The organism is Pseudomonas helleri, assembly GCF_009600315.1.
Classification (GTDB): Bacteria; Pseudomonadota; Gammaproteobacteria; order Pseudomonadales; family Pseudomonadaceae; genus Aquipseudomonas; species Aquipseudomonas helleri_A.
Genome location: NZ_WIWC01000027.1, coordinates 21,629 through 46,676 on the forward strand (window position 1 = coordinate 21,629; position 25,048 = coordinate 46,676).

Annotated in this window: 20 protein-coding genes; 13 read left to right on the plus strand and 7 right to left on the minus strand. The window is 57.5% G+C overall.

What is annotated here, in order from left to right:
- Window positions 1-8: 8 nt before the first annotated feature.
- Window positions 9-1,427: a 3-isopropylmalate dehydratase large subunit gene (gene leuC, locus GHN86_RS15810; protein WP_153380382.1), complete on the minus strand. Its 1,419-nt coding sequence runs from the start codon at window positions 1,425-1,427 to the stop codon at window positions 9-11.
- 133 nt (window positions 1,428-1,560) lie between these two features.
- Here leuC and GHN86_RS15815 point away from each other — a divergent pair, with 133 nt between their 5' ends.
- The 3 genes from GHN86_RS15815 to GHN86_RS15825 all read left to right on the plus strand — a co-directional run bounded on the left by GHN86_RS15815 (window position 1,561) and on the right by GHN86_RS15825 (window position 5,888).
- On the plus strand, window positions 1,561-2,454 hold the full coding sequence (locus GHN86_RS15815) for a LysR family transcriptional regulator (protein ID WP_153380384.1): 894 nt from the start codon (window positions 1,561-1,563) through the stop codon (window positions 2,452-2,454).
- Window positions 2,455-2,491: 37 nt separating this feature from the next.
- Entirely contained in the window at window positions 2,492-4,603 is a 2,112-nt protein-coding gene (locus tag GHN86_RS15820; protein WP_153380386.1) for a putative bifunctional diguanylate cyclase/phosphodiesterase, read from the plus strand.
- A 103-nt stretch (window positions 4,604-4,706) separates the two neighbouring features.
- Window positions 4,707-5,888 carry an acetyl-CoA C-acyltransferase family protein gene (locus tag GHN86_RS15825; RefSeq protein ID WP_153380389.1) on the plus strand — a complete coding sequence of 394 codons (1,182 nt, stop codon included), beginning with the start codon at window positions 4,707-4,709 and terminating at the stop codon, window positions 5,886-5,888.
- 14 nt (window positions 5,889-5,902) lie between these two features.
- Here GHN86_RS15825 and GHN86_RS15830 read toward each other — a convergent pair whose 3' ends face one another.
- Window positions 5,903-6,769: a pirin family protein gene (locus GHN86_RS15830; protein ID WP_153380391.1), complete on the minus strand. Its 867-nt coding sequence runs from the start codon at window positions 6,767-6,769 to the stop codon at window positions 5,903-5,905.
- Window positions 6,770-6,979: 210 nt separating this feature from the next.
- On the opposite strand from GHN86_RS15830, the gene pvdM reads away from it, so the two are divergent.
- The 4 genes from pvdM (at window position 6,980) to GHN86_RS15850 (ending at window position 13,731) form a co-directional block, all read left to right on the plus strand.
- On the plus strand, window positions 6,980-8,329 hold the full coding sequence (gene pvdM / locus GHN86_RS15835) for a pyoverdine-tailoring dipeptidase-like protein PvdM (protein ID WP_153380393.1): 1,350 nt from the start codon (window positions 6,980-6,982) through the stop codon (window positions 8,327-8,329).
- An 11-nt stretch (window positions 8,330-8,340) separates the two neighbouring features.
- Entirely contained in the window at window positions 8,341-9,195 is an 855-nt protein-coding gene (locus GHN86_RS15840; protein WP_153380394.1) for a formylglycine-generating enzyme family protein, read from the plus strand.
- A 235-nt stretch (window positions 9,196-9,430) separates the two neighbouring features.
- Window positions 9,431-11,095, plus strand: a complete 1,665-nt coding sequence (locus GHN86_RS15845; protein ID WP_153380396.1) for a cyclic peptide export ABC transporter — start codon at window positions 9,431-9,433, stop codon at window positions 11,093-11,095.
- Between the two features lie 161 nt (window positions 11,096-11,256).
- Window positions 11,257-13,731 (plus strand): TonB-dependent siderophore receptor, encoded by a 2,475-nt coding sequence (locus GHN86_RS15850; protein WP_153386904.1) that lies wholly within the window; start codon window positions 11,257-11,259, stop codon window positions 13,729-13,731.
- 55 nt (window positions 13,732-13,786) lie between these two features.
- Here the strand turns inward: GHN86_RS15850 and GHN86_RS15855 are convergent, their stop codons facing one another.
- Window positions 13,787-15,613: a glycoside hydrolase family 15 protein gene (locus tag GHN86_RS15855; protein ID WP_153386906.1), complete on the minus strand. Its 1,827-nt coding sequence runs from the start codon at window positions 15,611-15,613 to the stop codon at window positions 13,787-13,789.
- Window positions 15,606-16,406: a glucose 1-dehydrogenase gene (locus GHN86_RS15860; protein WP_153386908.1), complete on the minus strand. Its 801-nt coding sequence runs from the start codon at window positions 16,404-16,406 to the stop codon at window positions 15,606-15,608. The genes GHN86_RS15855 and GHN86_RS15860 overlap by 8 nt, the downstream gene beginning before the upstream one ends.
- A 177-nt stretch (window positions 16,407-16,583) precedes the next feature.
- On the opposite strand from GHN86_RS15860, the gene GHN86_RS15865 reads away from it, so the two are divergent.
- Window positions 16,584-17,447, plus strand: coding sequence for a LysR family transcriptional regulator (locus GHN86_RS15865; protein WP_153380403.1), 864 nt, complete (start codon window positions 16,584-16,586; stop codon window positions 17,445-17,447).
- A gap of 236 nt (window positions 17,448-17,683) precedes the next feature.
- Complete coding sequence (locus GHN86_RS15870) at window positions 17,684-18,928, plus strand: AGE family epimerase/isomerase (protein ID WP_153380404.1); 1,245 nt, start codon at window positions 17,684-17,686, stop codon at window positions 18,926-18,928.
- A 1-nt stretch (window position 18,929) separates the two neighbouring features.
- Here the strand turns inward: GHN86_RS15870 and GHN86_RS23980 are convergent, their stop codons facing one another.
- The 3 genes from GHN86_RS23980 to GHN86_RS15885 all read right to left on the minus strand — a co-directional run bounded on the left by GHN86_RS23980 (window position 18,930) and on the right by GHN86_RS15885 (window position 22,674).
- A complete protein-coding gene (locus tag GHN86_RS23980; protein WP_323369425.1) occupies window positions 18,930-19,517 on the minus strand; it encodes a sigma factor-like helix-turn-helix DNA-binding protein in 588 nt (195 codons plus the stop codon).
- A gap of 247 nt (window positions 19,518-19,764) precedes the next feature.
- A complete protein-coding gene (locus GHN86_RS15880; RefSeq protein WP_153380406.1) occupies window positions 19,765-20,511 on the minus strand; it encodes an SDR family oxidoreductase in 747 nt (248 codons plus the stop codon).
- A gap of 66 nt (window positions 20,512-20,577) precedes the next feature.
- On the minus strand, window positions 20,578-22,674 hold the full coding sequence (locus tag GHN86_RS15885; protein ID WP_153386910.1) for a putative bifunctional diguanylate cyclase/phosphodiesterase: 2,097 nt from the start codon (window positions 22,672-22,674) through the stop codon (window positions 20,578-20,580).
- Between the two features lie 186 nt (window positions 22,675-22,860).
- Here GHN86_RS15885 and GHN86_RS15890 point away from each other — a divergent pair, with 186 nt between their 5' ends.
- The 4 genes from GHN86_RS15890 (at window position 22,861) to GHN86_RS15905 (ending at window position 24,994) form a co-directional block, all read left to right on the plus strand.
- Window positions 22,861-23,262, plus strand: coding sequence for a hypothetical protein (locus tag GHN86_RS15890; RefSeq protein WP_153380410.1), 402 nt, complete (start codon window positions 22,861-22,863; stop codon window positions 23,260-23,262).
- A 101-nt stretch (window positions 23,263-23,363) separates the two neighbouring features.
- The gene (locus GHN86_RS15895; protein WP_153380411.1) at window positions 23,364-23,705 is read left to right on the plus strand and encodes a hypothetical protein; all 342 of its coding nucleotides are present in this window, start codon (window positions 23,364-23,366) and stop codon (window positions 23,703-23,705) included.
- Between the two features lie 53 nt (window positions 23,706-23,758).
- Window positions 23,759-24,313 (plus strand): UPF0149 family protein, encoded by a 555-nt coding sequence (locus GHN86_RS15900; RefSeq protein WP_153380413.1) that lies wholly within the window; start codon window positions 23,759-23,761, stop codon window positions 24,311-24,313.
- Window positions 24,314-24,994, plus strand: a complete 681-nt coding sequence (locus GHN86_RS15905) for a GNAT family N-acetyltransferase (RefSeq protein ID WP_153380415.1) — start codon at window positions 24,314-24,316, stop codon at window positions 24,992-24,994.
- Window positions 24,995-25,048: the final 54 nt, after the last annotated feature.

Sequence of the window (25,048 nt, forward strand, 5' to 3'; positions counted from 1 at the left end):
TGCGCTCCTTAGATCAATTCACGGACGTCGATGAAACGGCCGTTTACAGCGGCGGCGGCGGCCATAGCCGGGCTCACCAAGTGGGTACGACCACCGGCACCCTGACGGCCTTCGAAGTTGCGGTTGGAGGTCGAAGCGCAATGCTCGCCCGACTCCAGGCGATCCGGGTTCATCGCCAGACACATCGAGCAGCCCGGCTCACGCCATTCAAATCCAGCCTCAATGAAAATTTTGTCCAGACCTTCCGATTCCGCTTGAGCCTTCACCAGCCCGGAACCGGGCACCACAATTGCCTGTTTGATGGTGGAGGCGACTTTACGGCCCTTGGCAATTACCGCAGCTGCACGCAAGTCTTCAATCCGCGAGTTGGTGCATGAGCCGATAAACACGCGATCGAGCTGAATATCGGTGATCGCTTGATTGGCGTTCAGGCCCATGTATTTCAAAGCGCGTTCGATGGAGCCACGTTTAACAAGGTCGGTTTCCTGCGCCGGGTCAGGCACGTTTTGATCAACGGCCAACACCATTTCAGGCGACGTGCCCCAGCTGACTTGGGGTTTGATCTGTGTTGCATCCAGCTCGACGACTGTGTCAAACGCCGCATCAGCGTCCGACACAAGGTCTTTCCACGCCTCGACTGCCAAGTCCCACTCAGCGCCTTTGGGCGAGAAAGGACGCCCTTTGACGTAATCCACCGTCTTCTGATCCGCCGCCACCAAGCCCACGCGGGCACCGGCTTCAATGGACATGTTGCAGATAGTCATGCGGCCTTCAACCGACAGGTCGCGAATCGCGCTGCCAGCGAACTCAATCGCATGCCCATTGCCACCGGCGGTGCCAATTTTGCCAATCACAGCCAGCACGATGTCTTTGGCGGTGACACCAAACGGCAGTTGGCCTTCTACCGAGACAAGCATGTTTTTCATTTTTTTGGCGACCAGGCACTGAGTGGCCAGCACGTGCTCGACTTCGGACGTCCCAATACCGTGGGCCAAGGCACCGAACGCACCATGGGTCGAAGTATGTGAGTCACCACAGACCACCGTCATGCCGGGCAATGTCGCGCCCTGCTCCGGGCCGATCACATGAACGATGCCTTGACGCACGTCATTCATCTTGAATTCAGTGATGCCATATTCGTCACAGTTATCGTCCAGGGTCTGAACCTGTAAACGCGAAACCTGGTCGGCAATGGCTTCGATCCCGCCTTTACGCTCTGGCGTGGTCGGTACGTTATGGTCCGGGGTGGCAATGTTGGCATCGATGCGCCAAGGCTTGCGCCCTGCCAGACGCAGGCCTTCAAAGGCTTGCGGCGAAGTCACTTCATGGATGATGTGACGGTCGATGTAGATCAGCGCTGAGCCATCGTCACGCTGCTTGACCAAATGCGAATCCCAGAGCTTGTCGTAGAGCGTTTTGCCGGCCATCAGACGGTTTCCTCATCAGCTACTTTTCTGTGCCAATAACCACTTGGCTTGTGAGGTCGATCCTATGGCGTTACAGTGAATAACTCAAATTCATAATTTTTATGCTTTGGATAACCAACAGGAATTCGAATAGATGGATCTCGCGAATCTCAATGCTTTTATTGCCATTGCTGAAACCGGAAGCTTTTCCGGGGCAGCCGAGCGGCTGTTTCTGACTCAACCCGCTATCAGCAAACGTATTGCCAGCATTGAGCAGCAACTCAAACTCCGGTTGTTCGACCGCCTGGGCCGTGAAGTCAGCTTGACCGAAGCAGGACGGGCGTTGCTGCCGCGCGCTTATCAGATTCTCAATGTGCTGGATGACACCCGCAGGGCCTTGAACAACCTCAATGGTGAGGTCAGTGGCCGACTGACTTTGGCCACCAGTCATCACATTGGCCTGCACCGCCTGCCGCCATTGCTGCGTGAGTTCACGCGTCTGTATCCCAAAGTTGCGCTGGATATTCAGTTTCTCGATTCAGAAGTGGCCTACGAAGAAATTCTTCACGGTCGCGCGGAGTTGGCCGTAATCACTCTGGCACCTGAACCTCACTCGCTGATTCGCGCCGTATCGGTGTGGGATGATCCGCTGGACTTTGTGGTCGCCCCCGAGCACTCTCTTACCCGTCAACCTGTGGTCAATATGGCTGACATTGCACATCATCCAGCGGTGTTTCCGGGGGGTAATACCTTTACCCACCATATTGTGCAGCGCCTGTTTGAAGCACAGGGGCTGACACCGAACATCGCCATGAGTACCAACTATCTGGAAACTATCAAGATGATGGTGTCCATTGGTCTGGCCTGGAGCGTGCTGCCACGTACCATGCTGGATGAGCAAGTAGCCTCGATCAGTTTGCCGGGTATTCAATTGACCCGACAATTGGGCTACATCGTACATACTGAAAGAACGCTGTCGAATGCCGCACACGCTTTCATGACATTACTCGATAGTCAGGTCTCATCCCCTTGCAACGAGCTGTCCTGAATCCGCCACCAGGTTTCGAGTTCAAGGATCGCAGTACATGGCAAACCCCACGGACGATGAGCAACCGTTAGACACAAAGGCGCTATGCTGGAGCAATGCAAGCCACTTGCTCGCAGCTCTGAACGCCGCACAATCTGGCACCTGGAGCTGGGATCTCGACAGCGGCGAGATCAGTTGGTCAAAAGGCGTCCACGCGTTGTTTGGTCTGGATGCCACGCAGGCATTACCTGACAATCTCAAGAATTTAAGCCGCCTCGCATTTGAGGACTGGCCCAAGGCACAGCGCGCATTCCAGGGGGTGATCGATGGTACTGCGCGGCACAAGTTCATCCACCACCGGATCCGCTGGCCAGACGGCAGTCTGCACTGGCTGGAGGTGCGCGGGAGCCTCATTGACACGTTAAACACCAGGCCTCTCATGCTGGGCGTCATTCGTGAAGTCACGTTTCAACGTCAGCGCTTGACTGTTTCTGAAGACAAATTCGCCAAGGCGTTCCATTCCAGCCCCGACGCCATCACGATCAGCGAGCTAGTCAGTGGCCACTATCTGGAAGTCAATGAAGGTTTTACTCGGCTGACGGGTTACAGCAGCGCTGAAGCCATTGGTCACAGCCCTTATGAATTGGGCATTTGGGGAGACGGTGCAAAGCGCCAGGCTTTATTGGACGAACTCCACGATAAGGGCCGAATCTCCCACAGGGAAATCCTGGGGCGCTCAAAAAATGGTGATGTGCTCCACGTTGAAGTGTCCATCGAGCCGATCACCCTCAACGACACGCCGTGCATATTGCTGACGGCCCGAGACATCAGCCAGCTAAAGATTGCGCAGGCGCAAGTCAGGCACCTGGCCTACCATGATCCTCTGACCAATTTGCCCAATCGTGCCCTGCTGATGGACCGTCTGAGCCAGCAAACCTCGCTGCTCAACCGTCATCACCTGCGCGGGGCTTTGCTGTTTCTTGATCTGGACCATTTCAAGCACATCAATGACTCATTGGGCCATCCCGTGGGCGATTCGGTGTTGCGCATCATCACCGCCCGCCTTGAAACCAGCGTGCGCAGCGAAGACACTGTGGCCCGACTGGGCGGAGACGAATTTGTGGTGGTGCTGACCGGCCTCAAGGGGACGCTCCAGGAGGTGACACACGCCGTGCGCAATACAGCAGATGAATTGCGCCAGTTGCTCGCCGAACCCATGTTTCTGGACGGCCAACGCCTGCAAGTCACACCCAGCATTGGCATCGTTATCTTGCCTGAGCATGGGACACAGCCTGCCGATCTGCTCAAGCGGGCCGACATTGCCTTGTATCGGGCCAAGGACTGCGGCCGCAATACCGTCCAGCTTTTCGACTTTGCGATGCAAACCGCCGCCACTGAGCGGATGCGCATGGAAAGCGATTTGCGCACCGCATTAGCCCGCAACGAGTTCAGCCTGCACTTTCAACCACAAGTCGACGCTCGCGAAAACCGCATCGTCGGGGCCGAAGCGCTGCTGCGCTGGCATCACCCGCAACGGGGTGCTCAAGCTCCGGTTGAATTCATCAGCATCCTTGAAGACAGCGGACTGATGGTTGACGTCGGCACCTGGACGCTCGAAGAAGCCTGCCGTTCATTACGTCTGTTACTTGATGATGACTTGATTGACCCGAACAGCTTCAGACTGTGCGTCAACATCAGCCCTCTGCAGTTTCGCCAACACGACTTTGTCGACCGGGTGCATTCCAGCCTGATCACTCACACGCTGCCATTCTCGATTCTCAAACTTGAGATAACCGAAGGTATCGTCATTCAAAATCTGGAGGACACCATCGGCAAAATGCGCCAGCTGATGGCCTTGGGCGTAAGCTTCGCCATGGATGACTTTGGTACGGGCTATTCCTCTCTGACCCACCTGAAACGTCTGCCGGTGGACACGTTAAAGATTGATAAGTCGTTCATACAGGACGCCATCAATGACCCGAGCGATACCGAAATTATCCGCGCCATTGTGGCGATGGCACACAGTTTGAAAATCACAGTGGTCGCTGAAGGTGTGGAGCAGAAGGCCCAGCTGGAGTTTTTGCAAAGTCTGGGCTGTCACTTTTACCAAGGTTATCTGCACAGCCGACCGGTGCCATTAGCTCAGTTTCGAGCGCTGCTGCAAGGTTAACTGTTGCAAGGGCTACAACGCCCTCAAACGGACTAATCGTTTTGACCGGGCAGCATGAAATAATCCGCTTCACGTCAACCCACAACAAGAATAAGGACCTGCCATGCAAGCCCCTGAAATTTTCATCCTCAGCGCCCGGCGAACGGCCATTGGCACGTTTGGCGGCGCGCTCAAGGATATGCCGCTGTGCGATTTGGCCACCACCGCGGTCAAGGCCGCGCTCATCGACAGTCACGTGGAGGCTGAGCGCATAGGGCACGTGGTCATGGGCAACGTGATTGCCACTGAACCCAAAGACGCCTACTTGGCGCGGGTCGCCGCGATCAACGCGGGGATCCCCAAGGAAACACCGGCGTATAACGTCAACCGCCTGTGCGGTTCCGGCTTGCAGGCGATCATTTCTGCCGCTCACACCCTGCAACTGGGTGATGCCGATTTCGCCATTGGCGGTGGCGCCGAATCGATGAGCCGTGGCCCTTACCTGCTGCCGTCAGCCCGCTGGGGCGCGCGCATGGGGGATGCTCAGGTGCAGGATTATATGCTCGGGATTCTTCATGACCCGTTCCACGGCATTCACATGGGCATCACGGCCGAAAATGTGGCGCAACGCAATCACATTAGTCGTGAAGCGCAAGACGCCTTGGCCTTTACCGATCAGCAACGTGCCGCCCACGCTATCGCCCAAGGCTATTTCGCTGCACAAATCGCAGCGGTTGAGGTTCCCGGTCGAAAAGGCACCAGCCTGTTCAATGTCGATGAACATCCGCGTGCGACCACGCTGGAACAACTGGCGCAGATGAAGCCTGCGTTCAAAAAGGACGGCACCGTGACGGCGGGCAATGCTTCAGGCCTTAATGACGGCGCGGCGGCTCTGGTGCTGGCCAGTGGCGATGCCGTACGGACAGCAAACCTCACCCCCATGGCGCGGCTGGTGGCCTATGCCCACGCCGGGGTCGAACCTGAATTGATGGGCTTGGGCCCCATACCGGCCACGCGGCTGGCACTCAAGCGTGCGGGTTTGCGGATTGGCGATATGGACGTAATTGAAGCCAACATTGCCTTTGCGGCGCAGGCGTGTGCAGTGATGGAAGAGCTGGAACTTGACCCGGCCAGGCTCAACCCGAATGGCTCGGGCATTGCGCTGGGTCACCCGGTCGGCGCTACGGGCGCGATCATCGCCACCAAAGCGCTCCACGAGCTGCACCGGATAAAAGGCCGCTACGCGCTGGCCACCATGTGCATTGGCGGCGGTCAGGGCATAGCGGTGATTTTCGAGCGGGTCTGAACGCCAGCCCGGCGTTAGCCGGGCATCCGCCCAAACTTACCGGACTGGAAGTCGATAAAGGCCTGTTGAATCTCAGCCTCGGTGTTCATCACAAACGGGCCGTGACCTACAATCGGCTCGTCGATAGGTTCACCACTCAAGATCAGCAACACAGCGTCGTTATTGGCTTCAAGACGAATGCTCGAACCCTCGCGGTCAAACAGGGCCAATTGCCCTTCACGCACGACTTCCTGACCATTGACCTCAACTGCGCCGTGTAACACCACCACTGCGGTGTTACGACCTTGATGAACATCAAAGGTGGCCGACTTGCCTGCGTTCAAGCGCACATCCCAGACATCGATCGGCGTAAAGGTGCGCGCAGGGCCACGCTGGCCGTCGAACTCACCGGCAATCAAACGTAACCGACCGGCACCGTCCTTGAGTTCCAGATCAGGAATTTCGCGATCCAGAATGCCTTGGTAGCCCGGCTCGGCCATTTTGTCCTTGGCGGGCAGGTTGACCCACAGTTGCACCATTTCAAGGGTTCCGCCGCTGCGGGCAAAGGCCTCAGAGTGAAACTCTTCGTGCAGGATCCCGGACGCTGCGGTCATCCATTGCACATCGCCCGGGCCAATCACACCGCCATTGCCGGTGGAGTCGCGGTGCTCCACTTCGCCTTTATAAACAATGGTCACTGTTTCAAACCCGCGATGCGGATGCTGACCTACGCCACGACGCTCTGAAGTCGGCGTGAATTCAGCTGGCCCCGCGTAATCCAGCAACAGAAACGGGCTGACATATTTGCCCATGCTGTCGTAGGAAAACATGGTGCGAACCGGGAAACCATCACCGACCCAATGGCCACGTGGAGCCGCATAAACACCTAGGATTTTTTTCATCTAGCACCTCCTGTAATTCATGGTAACAATATAGATTCGCACCACCGAAGTGAGTAGACGTTCTTTTTGAAACTCAGCGTTCCATAAATAGAACAGTTAGCTTTGACTCTTACGCTGGTCAGTCTAAATCCTGCGCCTTGCCCCTCGTTCTCTCCTGATAGCAAAGGCCGTGCGCCGGCCCCTTGACGGCGGATTCTGACTGAGATGGCAATGACTAAACCCCGTACAAAAAAAGGCCTGATGATAGGTGTCCCTTTGGCTTTGGTGGCTGCCCTTGGGGGTGGTTTTCTGGTCTGGGACACTTTTTACAAGGGCAACCCCGGTTACCCGTTGAAAATCGTCAAACAGGCTGACGAGCTTCAAGAGCGGCTGCTGTCATTTGATAGCCACATCACCATCCCGCTTGAGTTCGGCACCGCAGGCAATGAGGCCGACAAGGACGGGCCCGGGCAATTTGATCTGGTCAAAGCGGCAAAAGGCCGTCTATCCGGCGCTGCGCTGACCATTTTTGGCTGGCCGGAAATCTGGAATGGCCCCAATGCCCCACACCGCCCTACTGCGGGTTTTGTCGAAGCCGCGCGCAACGAACAGGAAGCCCGTTACAGGATCATCTCCACGATGGTGCGCGACTTTCCCAATCAAGTAGCCATTGCCTACACCCCGGACGACTTCCGCCGCTTGCATGGTGAGGGCAAGTTTGCGGTGTTTATCAGCATGCTCAACGCCTACCCGCTGGGTAACGATATCGACCAACTGGATAAATGGACCGCACGGGGGATGCGCATGTTTGGCTTCAGTTATGTCGGCAACAACGACTGGGCTGACTCTTCACGCCCGCTGCCGTTTTTCAATGACACGCCCGATGCTCTGAATGGCCTGTCAGAAACCGGTAAACAGGCTGTGCAGCGCCTTAACGATCTGGGCGTGATCATTGATGTTTCACAAATGTCGAGCAAGGCGCTGGAGCAAGTCAGCCAGTTGAGCCGCGCGCCGCTGGTGGCGTCACATTCGGCGCCCCGGGCACTGGTGGATATACCGCGCAACCTCAGCGACAAGGAAATGCAGTTGATCAAGGCCAGCGGTGGCGTGGTGCAAATTGTGGGCTTCGGCACTTACCTGCGGCCCTTGAGCCAAGGCAGTCAGGACAAACTCAATGCCCTGCGCAGCCAGTTCGATTTACCGCCGCTGCACAACCTCGAAATGGCGCTGATGCCGGGCGACGCGATTATCACCGTGTGGCCCGAGCAGCGTTTCGGCCAATACGCCAGCGGCTTGTACGGCATTGTCGAAGAAGAACCCAAAGCCACCCTCAAGGATTACGGCGATGCCATTGATTACGCTGTGAAGAAAATCGGCATTGATCATGTCGGCATCAGCTCCGACTTCAACGATGGCGGCGGTCTGGACGGCTGGAAGGATGTCAGCGAAGCCCGCAACGTCACTGCCGAGCTGCTGCAACGCGGCTACTCCGAGGGCGATATTGCCAAGCTCTGGGGCGGCAACTTCCTTCGGGTTTGGGACACCGTGCAAAAAGCTGCCAAGCCCATGTCTACTGATTAAGTGAACTCACCATGCCTACGTTGAAACCCTTGTATTACTTGCCTCTGTTCGCCTTGCTGGGCGCTCCTGCAGCCCATGCCGATGCACCCGGCACCGTTTTCAAGGACTGCAAACATTGTCCGGAAATGGTCGTACTGCCCGCCGGCAGTTTTATGATGGGAACGCCAGAGGATGAAGTCGGCCGCGAGCCCGATGAAGGGCCGATGCATAAAGTGACCTTTAACAAGCCGATAGCCATAAGCCGTTTTCAAGTGACAGCGGCTGAGTTCGACGCCTACATCAAAGAAACCGGGGTCAAGATTGCCGATGGCGACGATCGCCCTGGCCGCGCCTGTATTGCCAGCAAACCGCGTTACCCGCAAGGGCCTCGACAGCCTGCGGTGTGCATGGACTTCAAGGACGTTGAAGACTATGTGGCGTGGATTTCTAAGAAAACCGGCAAGCCGTACCGCATGGTCAGCGAAGCCACCCGTGAGTATGCCGCGCGTGCAGGCTCAAGCGGGCCGTTCCCCTTCCCGATGGATGAAGGCAAGGGTTACAGCATCGCCCAACATGCCAACACCTACGGACCTGCTGATGGCTACAGCTATACCTCGCCGGTTGGCAGTTACCCGCCCAATGCCTTTGGGGTGTATGACATGCACGGCAATGTGTATGAGTTTGTGCAGGACTGTAAACACAGTGACTACGTAGGCGCACCAACCGATGGCAGTGCGTGGGTAACGGGCAGCACCTGTGAGCTGCGTCAGATTCGCGGCAATGACTGGGGTGAAGCGCCGGTGTTTTCGCGCTCGGGCAATCGCAATGACATCTACCCACAGACCCGCGGCGACTGGATCGGGTTTCGGGTGCAGCGCGATCTTTAGGGATCAAAAGCCCCTCACCCTAACCCTCTCCCAAAGGGAGAGGGGACTGAATTGAGTCGCCCCCTCTTCCTCCGAAAAGTGACTGATTTGGGTCGTTCACAAACCTGTCATTCACCGCATAAAAGCCCCCTCTCCCTTTGGGAGAGGGCTGGGGTGAGGGTCAGCCGTTAAATCCTTCCCCCAATCACTCGTTCACAAGAGACCGTCTTCCCCTTGATCCAAGGAACTCTTGTTTATGAGCCAGTGCGCAACACCCCGAACCTCGCCCGGGGTTCTTCGAGAGCTGTTAACCCTGCTCAAACCGTTCCGCCTTATCGTCTGCCTGTCGATCCTGCTGGGCATGATCGGCGGGTTAAGCGTGACGGTGCTGCTGGCAACCATCAATAACGCGCTGCATACCGAAGGCGGCCTCACCCAACAGGTGGTCGCGGTGTTTGCCGGGCTGTGTGTGTTGGCCCTGCTCAGCACCATTTGCTCAGACATCGGCAGCAACTATGTCGGCCAGCACATCATCGCCAGACTGCGTAAGGAACTCGGCGAAAAAGTCCTCTCGGCGCCCATCTCACAAATCGAACGCTACCGCAGTCACCGTTTGATTCCAGTGCTGACCCATGACGTCGACACCATCAGCGACTTCGCCTTCGCCTTCGCGCCACTGGCCATTTCACTGACCGTAACCCTCGGCTGCATGGGTTATCTGGCCATGCTGTCATGGCCGATGTTCTTGATGATGCTGGTGGCGATTGTCATCGGCACCATCATTCAGTACATCGCCCGAGGCTATGGCCTCAACGGTTTCTCTGAAGCCCGCGAAGCCGAAGACGAATTGCAAAAGCACTACAACGCCATCGCCGAAGGCGCCAAGGAACTGCGCATTCATCGACCGCGCCGCCAGCGGATGTTTGCCTCGGGCATTGCCCACACCGCGCAAAAAATCTGTGACATTCAGGTTCGCTCGATCAACACCTTTGTGATCGCCAAAAGCCTGGGTTCAATGCTGTTTTTTGTCGTCATCGGCTTGGCGCTGGCCATGCAGTCACTGTGGCCAAGCAATAACCCCGGCGTGATCAGCGGCTTCGTGCTGGTGCTGCTGTACATGAAAGGCCCGCTGGAGCATTTGATCAGCACCCTGCCAATCATCAGCCGCGCACAAATTGCATTCCGCCGTATTGCCGATCTGTCCGAACAGTTCAACTCACCCGAACCGCATTTGTTGCTCAACGGTCAGGACACGCCAGACAAGACCATAAACAGCCTGGAGCTGGTGGACGTCAATTACAGCTTCGCCGCCGTGGAGGGCAGTGCTCCGTTTCGTCTGGGGCCGGTGAACCTGAAGATCAATCAGGGCGACATTGTGTTTATCGTCGGCGAGAACGGTTGCGGCAAAACCACCCTGATCAAATTGCTATTGGGCCTGTATGCACCGCAACAGGGCGAGATACGCCTCAACGGCAAGGCTGTTGACGCCCGTAACCGTGATGACTATCGCCAGCTGTTCACCACCATTTTTGCCGACTACTACCTGTTCGACGACGTGGTGCAGGGCGACATGAAAATCCCCCAGGACGCCGAGCAATACCTCAAGCGTCTGGAGATTTCGCATAAGGTCAGCATCACCGACGGCCAGTTCAGTACCACCGACCTCTCGACTGGCCAGCGCAAGCGCCTGGCGCTGGTCAACGCCTGGCTTGAAGAGCGCCCCGTACTGGTGTTTGACGAATGGGCGGCCGACCAGGACCCCACTTTCCGGCGCATTTTCTACACCGAGCTGCTGCCGGATCTCAAGCGACTGGGCAAGACCATCATCGTGATCTCCCACGACGACCGCTATTTCGACGTGGCAGATCAACTGGTGCGCATGGACAGCGGCAAAGTTTCCACCGCTCTGGAAACGGCCTGACATCCACGTCGCTGCCACAGCCTGTGGCAGCGACAACCGAGGCTGCAAAAAATAATTCCCACAAATTCAGGAACTTCATTCCGGTTTCTTAATCGCGCTGCGTCTAATAACTATTCCCATTAACAAAAAAATAATTCCCCCCCTTGGAGCCTAGGCACGCAATGCAACGACCACACTTGAGCCGGACCCCCCTTTCGATTGCCACCCAACGCCAGACGGTTCGCCGAACCCTGTTGTCCAGTGCGTTGGTTGCCTCGGTTCTATTGGGGTCTTCAATGGCCCAAGCGGCTCCGGTTGCCTTGAACATTCCTTCACAGTCACTGGCCAGCGCGTTGAATGAATTTGGCAAGCAAGCCAATCTGCAAGTGCTCTATAGCCCGGATCAGGTGCAGGGGATCACGTCGCGTGGCGTTTCGGGGTCGCTGGAGCCGGTCAAGGCACTGGAAACCTTGCTGCAAGGCAGCGGCATTTCGTATCAGCTCAATGGCGACACGGTGATACTGAACGCACCTCAAGGCAAAGGCCTTGAGCTGGGCGCCACGACCATTTCCGGCCAAGGGTTGGGCACCTCTCTGACCACGGAAGACACTGGTTCGTACACAACAGGGGCCACCAACAGCTCGACCAAGCTGCCGTTGTCGATTCGCGAAACCCCCCAGACCGTCACAGTGGTCACCCGTCAGAACATGGACGATCAGGGCGCGCAAAGCATTGGCGACGTGCTGCGTAATGCGCCGGGTATTTCCACCCAGGCTTACGACAGTGACCGCATGGAATACTCGGCCCGTGGCTATGCCATCACCAACTACCAGTTTGATGGCGTCAACTCGATGTATGACGGCGTGTTTGATGAGGGCGCCACCAAGGTCGACATGGCCTTGTATGACCGGGTTGATATCGTCAAAGGCGCCACCGGTCTGTTGTCCGGGTCCGGCGAGCCGTCGGCGACCGTTAATATGATCCGTAAAAAACCGACCCGTGAATTCAAGGCATCGATTACCGGCAGTGTCGGTTCGTGGGACAACTACCGCACCGAAGGCGATATTTCCGGGCCGTTGAATGAAGATGGCAGCGTGCGTGGACGACTGGTCGGGGTGTATCAGGATGCTGATTCGTATATCGACCACTACTCCAGAAAGAATGACGTGTTCTACGGCATCATCGAGGCCGACCTGACCCCGGACACGACCCTGACGTTTGGCATGGACTACCAGAACATCAAGCCTCGCGGCTCGTCCTGGACCGGTAACCCGTACTACTTCTCGGACTACAGCAAAACTGACTTCAGCCGCTCGTTCAACCCGGCCACCGACTGGAGCCGTCGCGACGTTCAGGCGCAAACCACGTTTGCCTCCCTTGAGCACCGCTTTGCCAATGACTGGAAAATCAAAGGCACGCTGAACCAGCAAACCAACGACCATGACACCCAACTGGGCTCAGCCAGTGGCGGCATGCCTGACCCGGTCACTGGTGAAGGCATGTTCTTCTACTGGGGCAAGTGGGAAGGTCACCGCGTCCAGACCACCGCCGACATTAACGCCAGCGGGCCGTTTACCCTGTTCGGCCGCGAACATGAGCTGGTTGTCGGCTACACCTCGCAAGACTCCCGCCAAACTGGCGCGACCTTCGACGGTAGCTTGTTCGAAATGGTGCCGGGGAGCATCTTTGACTGGAACGGTCATTATCCGGAGCCGAATTTCCCGAAAAACGGCAAGTACGAAACCAACCAGAACCAGAACAGTGCTTACATCGCTGCGCGCTTCAGGCCCACTGATGATTTGTCGCTGATCCTGGGCACCCGCGTCAGCGATTTTCAGTACAACAGCACCTACAAGTACTACGAGCAAACGAGTACGTTCAGCGATAACAAAACCACCTCCAAACAGCACGGTCGTGTCACCCCGTACGCGGGTGTGGTGTATGACATCAACGACACCTACTCGGCCTATGCGAGCTACACCTCGATCTACAAACCGGTCACTGACCGCAGCATTACCGGCACCACGCTCGCGCCTACAGAAGGCAACAGCTATGAAATGGGCTTGAAGGCCGAATACTTTGATGGTCGCCTGAATGCCAGCGTGGCGGCGTTCCGCACTGAACAGAAAAAACTGCCGATTCAGGTCGGTACCAACCCGAATACCAATGAAGGCATCTACGAGTCTCTGGATGGTGCGACGACCAAAGGCATCGAGTTTGAACTGACCGGCGAAGTGATGCGCGACTGGAACGTGATCGCCGGCTACACCTATGCGCAGACCAAATCCGACGATGGCGAACGGGTGTATGGCTACCCGCTGGAAACCACCAAACCGGAAAACGTCGCCAAGCTATTCACCACCTACCGCCTGCCGGGCGCGTTGAACAAGGTCACCGTGGGCGGCGGCGTGAACTGGCAAAGCCCGTTCTACGGCAAGATCTACAACGACGCCAAGGGCGACTACGACATCATCGAGCAGCACAGCTACGCACTGGTCAATCTGATGACCCGGTACGAGTACAACGACCACCTGACCTTCAACTTGAATGCCGACAACGTCTTCGACAAGAAATACCTGTCAGGCCTGGGTAACTTCAACACCACGTATTACGGCGCGCCACGTAGCTTGATGTTGACCACCAAGTACACGTTCTAAACGTATCGGTCCTCGACGCAAAAGCCCCGGTTCAATGATCCGGGGCTTTTGCGTTTCAGGGCTGCCACTGCGTCTTTTGGTGATCCAGCTTGCGGTCCAGAAAACTCGCTGCGCTGATCAAGGCCAAATGCGTCAAGGCCTGCGGTGTATTGCCCAAATGTCGGGCGTGACAATCGAACTCCTCGGCGTATAACCCCAGCGGGTTGGCATAACGCAGCAACTGTTCGAACTCCTGATGGGCTTTTTCAACCTGTCCGGCGCGGGCCAGGCATTCCACGTACCAGAATGAACAGGCGGCAAAGGCCCCTTCAGTGCCTTGCAGGCCATCCATACCGCTGTCCTCGTTGCGGTAGCGGTAGACCATGCCATCGCGCACCAGGGTTTTTTCAATGGCGGCCAGCGTGGCCAGCCACGCAGGGTCTGTGGCGCCGATGAAACGCACTAAGGGCATCAACAACATCGAGCCGTCCAGCGCCGTACCGCCCTTGTACTGCACAAAATGACCGCGCTCGGCATTGAAGAAATGAGCCCATATATCACTGTGAATCGCTTGGCGGGTGTCGTTCCATTGCGCGAACGGTGCAGGCAATGAACGTTTTGACGCGAGGCGGATAGCCCGGTCCAGTGCCACCCAACACATCAGCCGCGAATGCAGAAAATGATGTTTCTCACCGCGCATCTCCCAAATCCCGACATCGGCCTGATGCCAGATGTCGCAGACGTGATTTACGATTTGGGTCACATGCTGCCAACCTTCATGACTGATGGCCTCGCCGTACTTATTGGTCAGGTACACCGCGTCCAGTAACTCGCCGTAAATATCCAACTGCACTTGGTCAACAGCACCGTTGCCGATGCGCACAGGCGTCGCCCCGCCGTGGCCAGACAAATGATCCAGAGTGGTTTCGGCCAATTCAGTGCGACCATCGATGCCATACATGATGTGAAGCTTGAGCGGCTCAGCGCAGCATTCCCCTACCCGACCGCGCAACCAGCGCATAAACCCGTTGGCCTCCTCGGTAAACCCCAGACGCATAAAGGCGTACACGGTAAAGGACGCGTCGCGAATCCAGCTGTAGCGATAATCCCAATTGCGCTCGCCGCCGGGGGTTTCCGGCAAACCAAAGGTGGCCGCAGCGATAATCGCGCCGGTATCCCGAACGGTGAGTAATTTGAGGGCCAGCGCCGAACGGTTGATCATTTCTCGCCAGCGACCTCGATAACTCGATTGCGCTATCCAGCGGCGCCAGTAATGCAGGGTGCGCTGCAAGGCCAAATCACCCTCGCCGACTTTCACCCGTGGATCGTCGCCCGCGCCCAGTACAAATTCCGCGGTTTCGCCTTCGTTCAGAGTAAAACGGCTACAAGCCGCTTGATCCTCGATGTTCAAGGGCTGGGTGGAGGCTAATCGCAGCGTCGGCTGGCCCTGTGCCTGAAAACACACATCTGCACCGTCCACACTGGCGTGAGTGTCAGCCCGCGAATAGTCATGGCGCACGGCACAACGCAGGTCAAAGGTTGCAGTGCCGCTGATAACGCGCACCCGGCGCATCAACAAAGGCAGCTCATGCTCATGGTCGCTCACGGGCAACAGGTCCGTCACTTCCACCACCGCCTCCTGCGCCAGCCAGCGGGTTTGCAGAACGTTGCTGTCAGGCAGGTACATCTGTTCGCGGCGAGCATCCGGCAACTGCGGTGCCAACTGGAAAATACCGGCCTGGGGTGAGTCCAGCAGCGAGCAGAAAATTGACGGACTGTCGAACTCGGGCCAACACATAAAATCCACGCTGCCCTGATCATTGACCAACGCAGCCGTGTGCATGTCACCAATGATACCGTGGGCTTCTATGGCACTTTGTGACTCATCAGATCGTTTAACCATTGCCACGAAACTCCGGATAAAGACTCATACCACCGTCAATAAACAGCGTGCTGCCGACCACATAATCAGAAGCATCGCTGGCCAGCCACACCACGGCGTTAGCCACATCGTCAGCCTCGCCGACTCGGCCATAAGGGATCAACTTCAATAGCGCTTGCTCAGCCTCACCCTGCGTGACGTCGCGGTTGATTGCGGTACGAATCGCTCCCGGTGCGATGCCATTGATGCGAATTTTCTGATGGCTGACTTCTTGCGCGAGGCTGCGCATCAGCATCTCGACGCCGCCCTTGGAGGCCGCGTAGTTAACGTGCCCGGCCCAGGGAATCAACTGGTGCACCGAGCTCATGTGAATGATCTTGCCCGCCGCACAGGACACGCCGGGGCGAATGCCTTGGCGATTGAAAATCCGCAACGCAGTACGTGCACAGAGGAACTGGCCAGTGAGATTAACCCCGATGACCGTATTCCATTGCTCCAGGGTCATATCGACCACCGCCGCATCCTTTTGCAAACCGGAGTTGGCCACCAGAATGTCGAGGTAACCGAAAGCATCCAGGGTCTGGGCAAACAGTTGCTCGACATCCGCCTCTTTGGAGACATCACCTGCCAATGCGATCGCCCTGCCCCCGGACTGATTAATCTCATCGGCCAACGCTTGAGCAGGAGCGGCCTGTGAATGGTAATTGAGCACCACCGCAGCACCCGCGGCGGCCAGTGCGCGGGCACTGGCCGCCCCCAGTCCGGAGCTTGCGCCAGTGACCAGAGCGACCTGTTGAGCAAGAGATATCTGCATGGTTGTCAGCGCCTGTTTTGTGAGAGGGCATTGACTGCTGACCGACTCACTGACGCAGGAGTTCAACATCGGCAGAAAGAATGAGTGCCCTTCTTCGCATAACGGCTGAACGACCGGCACTTCCCGCTAACTCGATTAGTGAGTCAAACTAGTGCTCTTTTGCACAGTGGCGCGATCATGGACCTCGACCTGGCCCGTACTTTCCTCGAAATCGTTCGTAGCGGTAGCCTCGCCAGCGCGGCCGAGCAACTTCACGTCACCCAGACAGCCGTCACTGCACGGGTGCAAAAGCTCGAAAACCTGCTCGGCGTGACGCTGTTCGTGCGCAACCGCGCCGGCGCCAAACTGACCCCCGACGGCGAAGCCTTTGTGGTGTACGCCAACCAACTGCTGCAAACCTGGGAAGCCGCCCGGCGCGATTTACCGCGCCCCGAAGGCCTGCACCAAAGGCTGCACATTGGCGGCGAAGTCAGCCTGTGCAACCCGTTGATCCTGAACTGGGCCAAAACGATTCGCCAACACCTGCCAACCCATGCCCTGCGCGTGCAGATTCGCGACTGCGAACAGTTACTGCGCCAAGTGGAAATGGGCCTGCTGGACGCGGCGCTGGTGTACCAGCCCGCCTATTGGCCGGGTGTACAAGTGGAGCAGTTGCTTGAAGAAAAACTGATCCAGATTCGTCGTCCTGACCTGCCCGAGCCTTACGTCTATGTGGACTGGGGCGACGAGTTCCGTCAGCAACACGACGCCGCCCTGCCCGACAAAGCCCGTGCGGCCATCAGCTTTAATCTGGGGCCGGTGGCGCTGCACTACATTCTGGATAACGGCGGCAGCGGCTACTTTCGTACCCGAGTGGTTGAAAGCTACCTGGCCAGTGGCGCTCTGGAGCGCGTGCCCAAAGCCCCTGAATTCACCTATCCGACCTATCTGGTGTATTCACGCGAACGCGACAGCCCCGCCTTGCAGCAGGCCATTGTGTTATTGCGCGAAAGGGTCAAGCAAGACAGCGACTGGTCACAGCGCTGGGGCGCCGAAATTTAAGCGCATCGGATACAGATGAAAGCTTTCAGCTTTGCAACTGATCCCTTAGGCTCTGTACGAAATGTTTTCGAGCGAAGGTTAGGCAAGGCGAAAACAGGCGAGGAAGCGGAGTTTACGGGTTGTAAATGAGCATTCCGAGCCTGTTTTCAACGCCGCATAACCGAGCGCAGATACATTTCGTACAGAGCCTAGTCTGCGTGCGCAGAACATCGCACAAATAATAATACAGGTGGCCCATGACCGACCTTACCCGGGCCAGCGACAGCTGGCTGACATCCCTGCCCCATCAACAGTGGCTGCACGATCAGGGGCAGACACTGCTGGACTTCGCCAAAGCCGCACGCGTGCCTTTCGGATTTGCCCAACTCGACCGCTTTGGCCGCCGCGCAGATACGGCGCCAGCCGACACCATCACCACCGCGCGCATGGTGCACAGTTTCTCGCTGGCCCATATACAAGGCCTGCCGGGTTGCGCCCCCTTGATCGATCACGGGCTGGCAGCACTGGCCGGGCCTTTGCGTGATACCGAACACGGCGGCTGGTTTGCCAGCCCTCATGCACAAGACGGTAATACTCGCAAAGCCGCTTATCTGCATGCCTTCGTGGCTCTTGCGGCCAGCTCCGCAGCGGTGGCCGGACGGGGCGGCTCAGCTGAGTTGCTGGGCGATGCCGTGGCCATTCTCGAAGATCGTTTTTGGGCCGAAGACGAAGGCGCCTTGCGCGAAAGCTTTGCGCGCGACTGGAGCGATTGCGAAGCGTATCGGGGCGCGAACAGCAACATGCATGGCACCGAAACGTTTCTGGCCCTGGCCGATGTGCTTGACGAAGACCTGTGGCTGGACCGTGCCCTGCGCATGGCCGAACGGGTGATTCACCAGCACGCCGCTGACGCCGACTTCTTGCCCATTGAGCATTTCGATGCGCACTGGCGCCCTTTGCCTGACTATAACCGGGACAACCCGGCGGATGGTTTTCGGCCCTTCGGCAAGACCCCAGGCCATGGGTTTGAATGGGCCCGCTTGTTGCTGCACCTTGAGGCCGCACGCCAACAGCGCGGTCTGCCCTCGCCTGAATGGTTGCTGGGCGATGCTCGCCAACTATTCGCCAGCGCGTGCCAGTTTGGCTGGAATGTCGATGGCAGCCCCGGAATTGTGTACACACTGGACTGGGATAACCGCCCGGTGGTTCGCGAACGTCTGCACTGGACGCTGGCCGAGGCGTCGGCGGCCGCGGCCGCGCTATTGCAACGTACGGGTGAGCCGATGTACGAAGTCTGGTACCAACGCTTTTGGGACTACATCGACCTGCATATGATTGATCGCCAGTACGGCAGTTGGCATCACGAGCTGGACCACGACAACCTGCCCTCTGAAACGATCTGGCCCGGCAAGCCCGATCTCTACCACGCTTATCAGGCGACGTTGCTGCCGCGCCTGCCTCTGGCGATCAGTCTGGCCAGTGCGCTGAAATTGCGTTGCTGAATCACAGGCCGAGCAAGAGTAAAAACAGGCCGCCTTGCAGCATTTTTTTGTGGAAAGTACGGGGGCCTCTCAGCAGGGCTTGCTGCGCGGCCTCCAGCAGCTCTGGACGGTGCTGCGCGACTGCGTGCAACGTCGTTATCGGAACCTTCAACACCCCGGCCACCCGCTGCCAGGCCGCCAAATGCTCGGAGTTTTCAAGCAGCCAGGCCTTGAACACCTGACGCTGCGAAGGGCATGCGTGCCCGGACTCCAGTCGTAACAGCCACTCAATAGCGGCTTGCGCTGTAGCATCGAGTCTGGCTCTGCCCTTCGCCACACACTGCACAAAGGCGCGGCGCAACTCACGTTCGACGGTGCTTGACGAAACACCCAATTGGTCGGCAATGGCTTGCTGCGTCAGGCCTTCGAGACGGTTGAGCAAAAACGAGCGTTTGACCCGTGCAGGCAAGCCTGCGAGTGCGCGGTCGATCTCTTCAATCGCGGCGCGAACCAAGCGCGAGTCTTCGCCAGACAACCCGTCGAGCCACCCCCCATCATGCGCGCGGTGGGAGCGTGTCAGCGCGGTGTCGGATTCCACAATGATAGGCACGATAATAACCAGACTCAAATAGCAATAAGTCGCATTATCAGCCTATCAACAGGAAATGCAATGCCCTGTTTTGCCGGGACTGTTTGACTCCGTGCAACAGCACCGTAGTCGCTGACGCCGGCTGCGATCGAGCGCACAGTGTTCGCAAAATGGGACACCTTAGCGTGTCAGGTTTACGACCGCTTCGCGCTCGATCGCAGCCTTCGTTCCTCGTCAGCGACTACGGTATATCTGCCCTTTTATGCCTTTATCGGCCGCCACCCAGATCCAGAAAGGTACCCGTGGTGTAAGAAGCTTTATCCGAAAGAAGCCAGATAATCGCTTCGGCCACTTCATCCGGGCGCCCGCCCCGGCCCATGGGGATGATCGGTTCGAGCTTGCTGACCCTGCCCGGGTCCCCACTCAATGCATGAAAGTCGGTGAAGATATAGCCCGGTCGCACCGCATTGACTCGAATGCCCTCGCCCGCCAACTCTTTGGACAAGCCCAGGGTGAAGGTATCCAGCGCACCTTTGGAGGCCGCGTAATCGACATATTCGCCGGGCGATCCCAGCCGTGCAGCCACTGACGAGACATTGACAATATTGCCGCCTTGCCCGCCGTAGCGCGGTGACATGCGTAACACCGCATGCTTGGCACACAATATCGGGCCCAGCACGTTGGTTTTCAGGGTGTGCATGATCCGCAGCTCAGACAGCTCATCAACCCGCGACTTAAGGCCCACAGTGCCAGCATTGTTGACCAGCGCAGTCACTGGGCCCAACTGCTCATCGACCTCAAGAAACAGGCGGATGATGTCTTCTTCGTCGCTCACATCGGCGCGTATGGCAATGGCCTTGGCCCCCAGAGCACGCACCTGCGCCAGCACTTCATGGGCCGCCGCATCGTCGGCCAGATAGTTGATGCAGATCTTGTAACCCTGCCGCGCCGCCAGCACTGCCGTTGCTGCGCCAATGCCACGGCTGCCACCGGTGATCACGATGACTTTGTCCATAAATACGCGCTCCCTCATCAACGGTGCAAATGTGGCCACCAGAATAACCGCGAACGCCCGGATTTGTCAGGAAGGTGTGGATTTGCTGTAGGACGCATCTTCAGAATGATGAATATCAGCCATGAATTGCTCAGCAGGCCGGGGCTCGCCCAGCAAAAATCCTTGCAAGGCATCACACCCCAGCGTGGTCAAAAAGCTTTGTTGCAGGTCGGTTTCAACGCCTTCGGCCACGATCCTCAGCCCCAGCGCCTGACCCGACGCCACAATTGCCGAGACGATGGCCGCGTCATCGCTGTCATGTTCCAGATCACGCACAAAGCCTCGGTCAATCTTGAGTTCATTGGCAGGCAAGCGTTTGAGATACATCAAACTGGAGTAGCCCGTGCCGAAATCATCAATGGACAGGTCAACCCCCATCTGCGAAAGCCGTTGCAACACGGTCATGCTCGCATCGGCATCGCTCATGGCCGTGGTTTCGGTGATTTCCAGGGTCAAGCTGTTGGCGGGTAGCTGGTGACGCTCCAACGCCGAAACCACACTGTCGACAAGCCCCGCATAGCAAAACTGCAAGGCCGACAGGTTGACCGCGATCCGCCAGTGGGTATACCCCTCGTCAAACCAGACCCGCATCTGCCGGCACGCTTCGTTGAGCACCCATTCGCCAATCGGAATGATCAGTCCGGTTTTTTCCGCCAACTCGATAAAGTCCTCCGGCAACAACAACCCCTGCTGTGGATGCTCCCAGCGCAGCAACGCTTCCGCGCCCACGGGCTGGCCCGTGCTGGCGTCAAACTTGGGTTGGTAATACAAACGGAATTGCATGTGCACCAGCGCCTGACGCAAGTCTTGCAGCAGTTGCAGTTGCTTGCGCGCATTGGTGTTCATCGACACATCGAAGAAGCTGTAGCCATTTTTCCCGGCGCCTTTGGCGTGATACATGGCCGCGTCGGCGTTCATCAACAACTCTTCTGCCGTCAATCCATTGCCGGGGAACAGGGCAATACCCACGCTCGCCGAAATCTGCAAATCATGCTCACCCACCCGAAACGGTTTTGACAACAGACTGACCTGGCGTGCCGCCACTCGCGGGGCATCGTCTGGCTCACCCAAGCGCAACAGCAGTACAAACTCATCGCCGCCAATACGCGCCAAGGTGTCCTGACTGCGCAGTTGCTCACGTAAACGCAAGGCGACTTCGCGCAAGAGGAGATCGCCCACATGATGGCCGAAGGCATCGTTGACCGGCTTGAAGCCGTCAAGATCGATAAACATCAAGGAGAAAAAACCCCCCTGCTCTGTGGTTTCAGCCATCGCCTGGCTGATCCGGTCGGCCAACAAAATGCGATTGGGCAAGCCGGTGAGCGTGTCGTGCAGCGCCAACTGGGTCAATTCTTCATTGGCCTGGCTCAGGGAGGTGGCCAAAACCGCTGTACGCGCCTCAAGCCGCGCATCAAAAATCGAGGTCAGCAAGGCAATGACCAGCACCGCCAGACTGCTGACCAGCACCAGGGTATCCAGACCTTTGCCACTCAACCCGTCGAAGGCCGCGCCACAAAAACTGCCCTGTGGAAAATTGGCCGCCGCCATGCCGGTGTAGTGCATGCCAACAATGGCCAGCCCCATGATGATGGACGCGCCCGCCCGCGCCAGACGCACATAAGGCATTTGTTTGCGCAGGCGAAAAGCGATCGACAATGCCGCCGCCGAAGCACCCACCGCGATCAACAAAGACAGGCTGAATAACGTCGGGTCGTAATCGATGCCCGGCTGCATTCGCAACGCGGCCATGCCGCTGTAGTGCATGGCGCTGATCCCCGCACCCATGATCAAGGCACCGAATAATAATTGCAGGGCGGGCAAGCGTGGCTGACTGACCAGCCACAAGGCAAAGCCTGAGGACAAAATCGCCACCAGCAATGACCACAACGTCAGCCCCAGGTCGTAACCGAGGGTGATCGGCAACTCCAGCGCAAGCATCCCGATAAAATGCATCGACCACACGCCAAAGCCCATGGCCAGCGCGCCACCGCCGATCCACAGGTACACACTGCGGCCGCGCGCGGTGGCAATGCGGCCAGTCAGATCAAGGGCGGTATACGAGGCCAGAATGGCGACGCACAGAGAAATAAACACCAACGCGGGGGAGTAAGTAGCAGAAACCATGGGCGTTCTCTTGAGCATGTGCCGATTAGCCTGCATGCCCGGTAAAAGTGCACGATTGTACTGCCTGCACGCGCAAAGGCACATAAACGTCTAAAGAAGCGTGCACACGCTTATCGGATACTGGCGTACCTGCGCGCCCAACAATTTGGCCTGTATGAGCCGGCAATTGTCGCTATGCTCATGCCCATGAGCCCATCCCCTGTAATTCGCCAGCCTTGCCCGCCCGGAGCCTGCATCTGCGAAAGGGAGCGTCTGATCGACGCGCCTGACCCCGACCTGCGCATTTTGAGCCTCAATCGCCAGGCCGAAAAAGTGCTTGTTGAGCGATTGGAAAACATTCAGAGCTTGAGCGAGCTGGAGCATTTGCAGCGGCGCATGCACGATCAGTTAGGCATTGAAGTGGTCATCGAGCCGGGCTTCAATGAAGTGCGTACCATGCGCGGTATCGCCATCCTCATAGCCGAACAGCCGGGACTGTGCCGTAAAACCCGCCAAGCCATCCCCGCAGCCATCCGCAGAGCCCTCGAGAAGCGCCCCGAAATCGCCTGGAAACTGCTCGATGGTCACGACTTGCTGCGTGATACCTGAGCCCGGAAACCTTGGTAAGGACGTCTGGTAAGAGGATTTACCTTGTCTAATCAGAAAATATTCTTTATAAGCCCGTTTTTTAAACTAAATAGAGTCAACACATGAGTACCGGATTCACCGAGGACGAAATGCGCAGAGCGCTGGGCCTTGATCTCCCTGCCGCAGCCCCTGCAGCACCTGCCCCTGTCCCGGCTGCCCCGCCTGCGCCCACCGTCGATACACCTGTCATCGCCAAACCCGCACCTCGTGCACCGGTCAAGCGCCGCGGGCCTGTGCTGCGCGTCACTATGCAGGTCAGTAAAGTGTTCGACGGCGAAGAAACCCTGTTCGTCCACGACTCCAAATTGTTAAGTCGCTTCGATGCCGAGCAGGAAGCCAAAAAGGCGCTGGCCAAAGCCGGCTACAAATACTTTGTGGTTGACTCCATCGTTCAGGTTGACTGATCGACGCCCACCCGACTCTGCCTGTATGCCAAGCAGCGCCAAGGAAACCGCCCATGCAAAACCTTCCCCTGATCGCCGCTGAATTCGACCTCATCGACGAAATTCTGCTCAAATACGGCGACGACCATTCAGTGCTCAACGCGTGTGAACTGGACGGCTACTTCACCGCGCTGGTATCAAGCCCGACACAATTGGACATTGCCGAATGGTTCCCGGGGATCTGGGGTGGCCAGAACCCACAGTGGCAAACCACCGACGAAGCCAAGCAATTGATTGAGTTGAGCGTGCGCCATATCAACACCCTGGCCCGCCAATTGGCTGAACAGCGCAGCGCCTTTACACCGCGCTTTGAACAAACCGAGCATCTGGGGCAAACCGTCACACTCGCCGAAGAGTGGTGCTTCGGCTACCTGCGCGGTGTCGCCGTGGCCAACTGGTCAGCCTTGCCCGCAGTGCAGGCGACCCTGTTGCAAGCCATCAGCGATTGCGCCGAGCAAGATAATTTTGAATTGCCACAGGATCTGGATGTGACCGCTCACCAGCAACGGGTTGCTGCGTTGGCACCGGCTGCACTGGCGCTGCACAGCTATTGGATGAGCCAGCGTTAAATGAATGCCCTTACCCACTTCAACACGCCACCGGGCGAGGCGATCAACAGCCAGATCCTGCAACTGGTGGTCGATCACCTCACTGACATCAGTGCGATGGAAATCGCGCCGAGCAATCTGCTCTACAGCATCTACCAATATGCCATCGGCTTTGAAGTGCATCTGTATCTGGAAGCGCTCGGCGGAGCCAAGGGCATTGCGGTCGAGTTGATTGTCGCCACCGACGAACATGACCCCGACACCGTGACCGGCTTTGCCCTGTACTTGCCGGTCAAGGACGACCCGCACGCCTGCGGTATTGCGTACATGGCCGAGCGCGCCAGCCACCGGCACCTGGGTGTCCTGCAAACACTGGTCAACGACGTCGTGCGCCGTTACCCTCACACTGAACTGACGTGTGGCGTGAGCAAAGTCGGTGCTTTCGAAGCCATGGGTTTTCAAGTCATCGGCAGCCGCGGCCCGCAAGTGCTGATGAACACTTTCGACCACAGCACCGACGGCTTGATGGGCGTGCTGGATGTTGCGCCGATTTACAGCTCGACCGAAGTGCGGCAGATTCATACGTACTTGCTGCAACGCAACGGTAAAAAAGCCATGCTCGATGCCGAAAAGAAACGTGATCGGCAGATCGACCAGTTGACCGCCAAGGCCAAAGCCTTTGTGGCCGAACGCCAAGGCTAAAAAGCCCTTGCCCCTGTCAGGGTGAAATAACGCATGATAGGCGCCTTGCTTCAA

What these genes read in the sequence shown, in the direction of transcription:
- leuC (WP_153380382.1), bottom strand. Translation starts at nt 1,427, where the DNA reads ATGGCCGGCAAAACGCTCTACGACAAGCTCTGGGATTCGCATTTGGTC.
- GHN86_RS15815 (WP_153380384.1), top strand. Translation starts at nt 1,561, where the DNA reads ATGGATCTCGCGAATCTCAATGCTTTTATTGCCATTGCTGAAACCGGA.
- GHN86_RS15820 (WP_153380386.1), top strand. Translation starts at nt 2,492, where the DNA reads ATGGCAAACCCCACGGACGATGAGCAACCGTTAGACACAAAGGCGCTA.
- GHN86_RS15825 (WP_153380389.1), top strand. Translation starts at nt 4,707, where the DNA reads ATGCAAGCCCCTGAAATTTTCATCCTCAGCGCCCGGCGAACGGCCATT.
- GHN86_RS15830 (WP_153380391.1), bottom strand. Translation starts at nt 6,769, where the DNA reads ATGAAAAAAATCCTAGGTGTTTATGCGGCTCCACGTGGCCATTGGGTC.
- pvdM (WP_153380393.1), top strand. Translation starts at nt 6,980, where the DNA reads ATGACTAAACCCCGTACAAAAAAAGGCCTGATGATAGGTGTCCCTTTG.
- GHN86_RS15840 (WP_153380394.1), top strand. Translation starts at nt 8,341, where the DNA reads ATGCCTACGTTGAAACCCTTGTATTACTTGCCTCTGTTCGCCTTGCTG.
- GHN86_RS15845 (WP_153380396.1), top strand. Translation starts at nt 9,431, where the DNA reads ATGAGCCAGTGCGCAACACCCCGAACCTCGCCCGGGGTTCTTCGAGAG.
- GHN86_RS15850 (WP_153386904.1), top strand. Translation starts at nt 11,257, where the DNA reads ATGCAACGACCACACTTGAGCCGGACCCCCCTTTCGATTGCCACCCAA.
- GHN86_RS15855 (WP_153386906.1), bottom strand. Translation starts at nt 15,613, where the DNA reads ATGGTTAAACGATCTGATGAGTCACAAAGTGCCATAGAAGCCCACGGT.
- GHN86_RS15860 (WP_153386908.1), bottom strand. Translation starts at nt 16,406, where the DNA reads ATGCAGATATCTCTTGCTCAACAGGTCGCTCTGGTCACTGGCGCAAGC.
- GHN86_RS15865 (WP_153380403.1), top strand. Translation starts at nt 16,584, where the DNA reads ATGGACCTCGACCTGGCCCGTACTTTCCTCGAAATCGTTCGTAGCGGT.
- GHN86_RS15870 (WP_153380404.1), top strand. Translation starts at nt 17,684, where the DNA reads ATGACCGACCTTACCCGGGCCAGCGACAGCTGGCTGACATCCCTGCCC.
- GHN86_RS15880 (WP_153380406.1), bottom strand. Translation starts at nt 20,511, where the DNA reads ATGGACAAAGTCATCGTGATCACCGGTGGCAGCCGTGGCATTGGCGCA.
- GHN86_RS15885 (WP_153386910.1), bottom strand. Translation starts at nt 22,674, where the DNA reads ATGGTTTCTGCTACTTACTCCCCCGCGTTGGTGTTTATTTCTCTGTGC.
- GHN86_RS15890 (WP_153380410.1), top strand. Translation starts at nt 22,861, where the DNA reads ATGAGCCCATCCCCTGTAATTCGCCAGCCTTGCCCGCCCGGAGCCTGC.
- GHN86_RS15895 (WP_153380411.1), top strand. Translation starts at nt 23,364, where the DNA reads ATGAGTACCGGATTCACCGAGGACGAAATGCGCAGAGCGCTGGGCCTT.
- GHN86_RS15900 (WP_153380413.1), top strand. Translation starts at nt 23,759, where the DNA reads ATGCAAAACCTTCCCCTGATCGCCGCTGAATTCGACCTCATCGACGAA.
- GHN86_RS15905 (WP_153380415.1), top strand. Translation starts at nt 24,314, where the DNA reads ATGAATGCCCTTACCCACTTCAACACGCCACCGGGCGAGGCGATCAAC.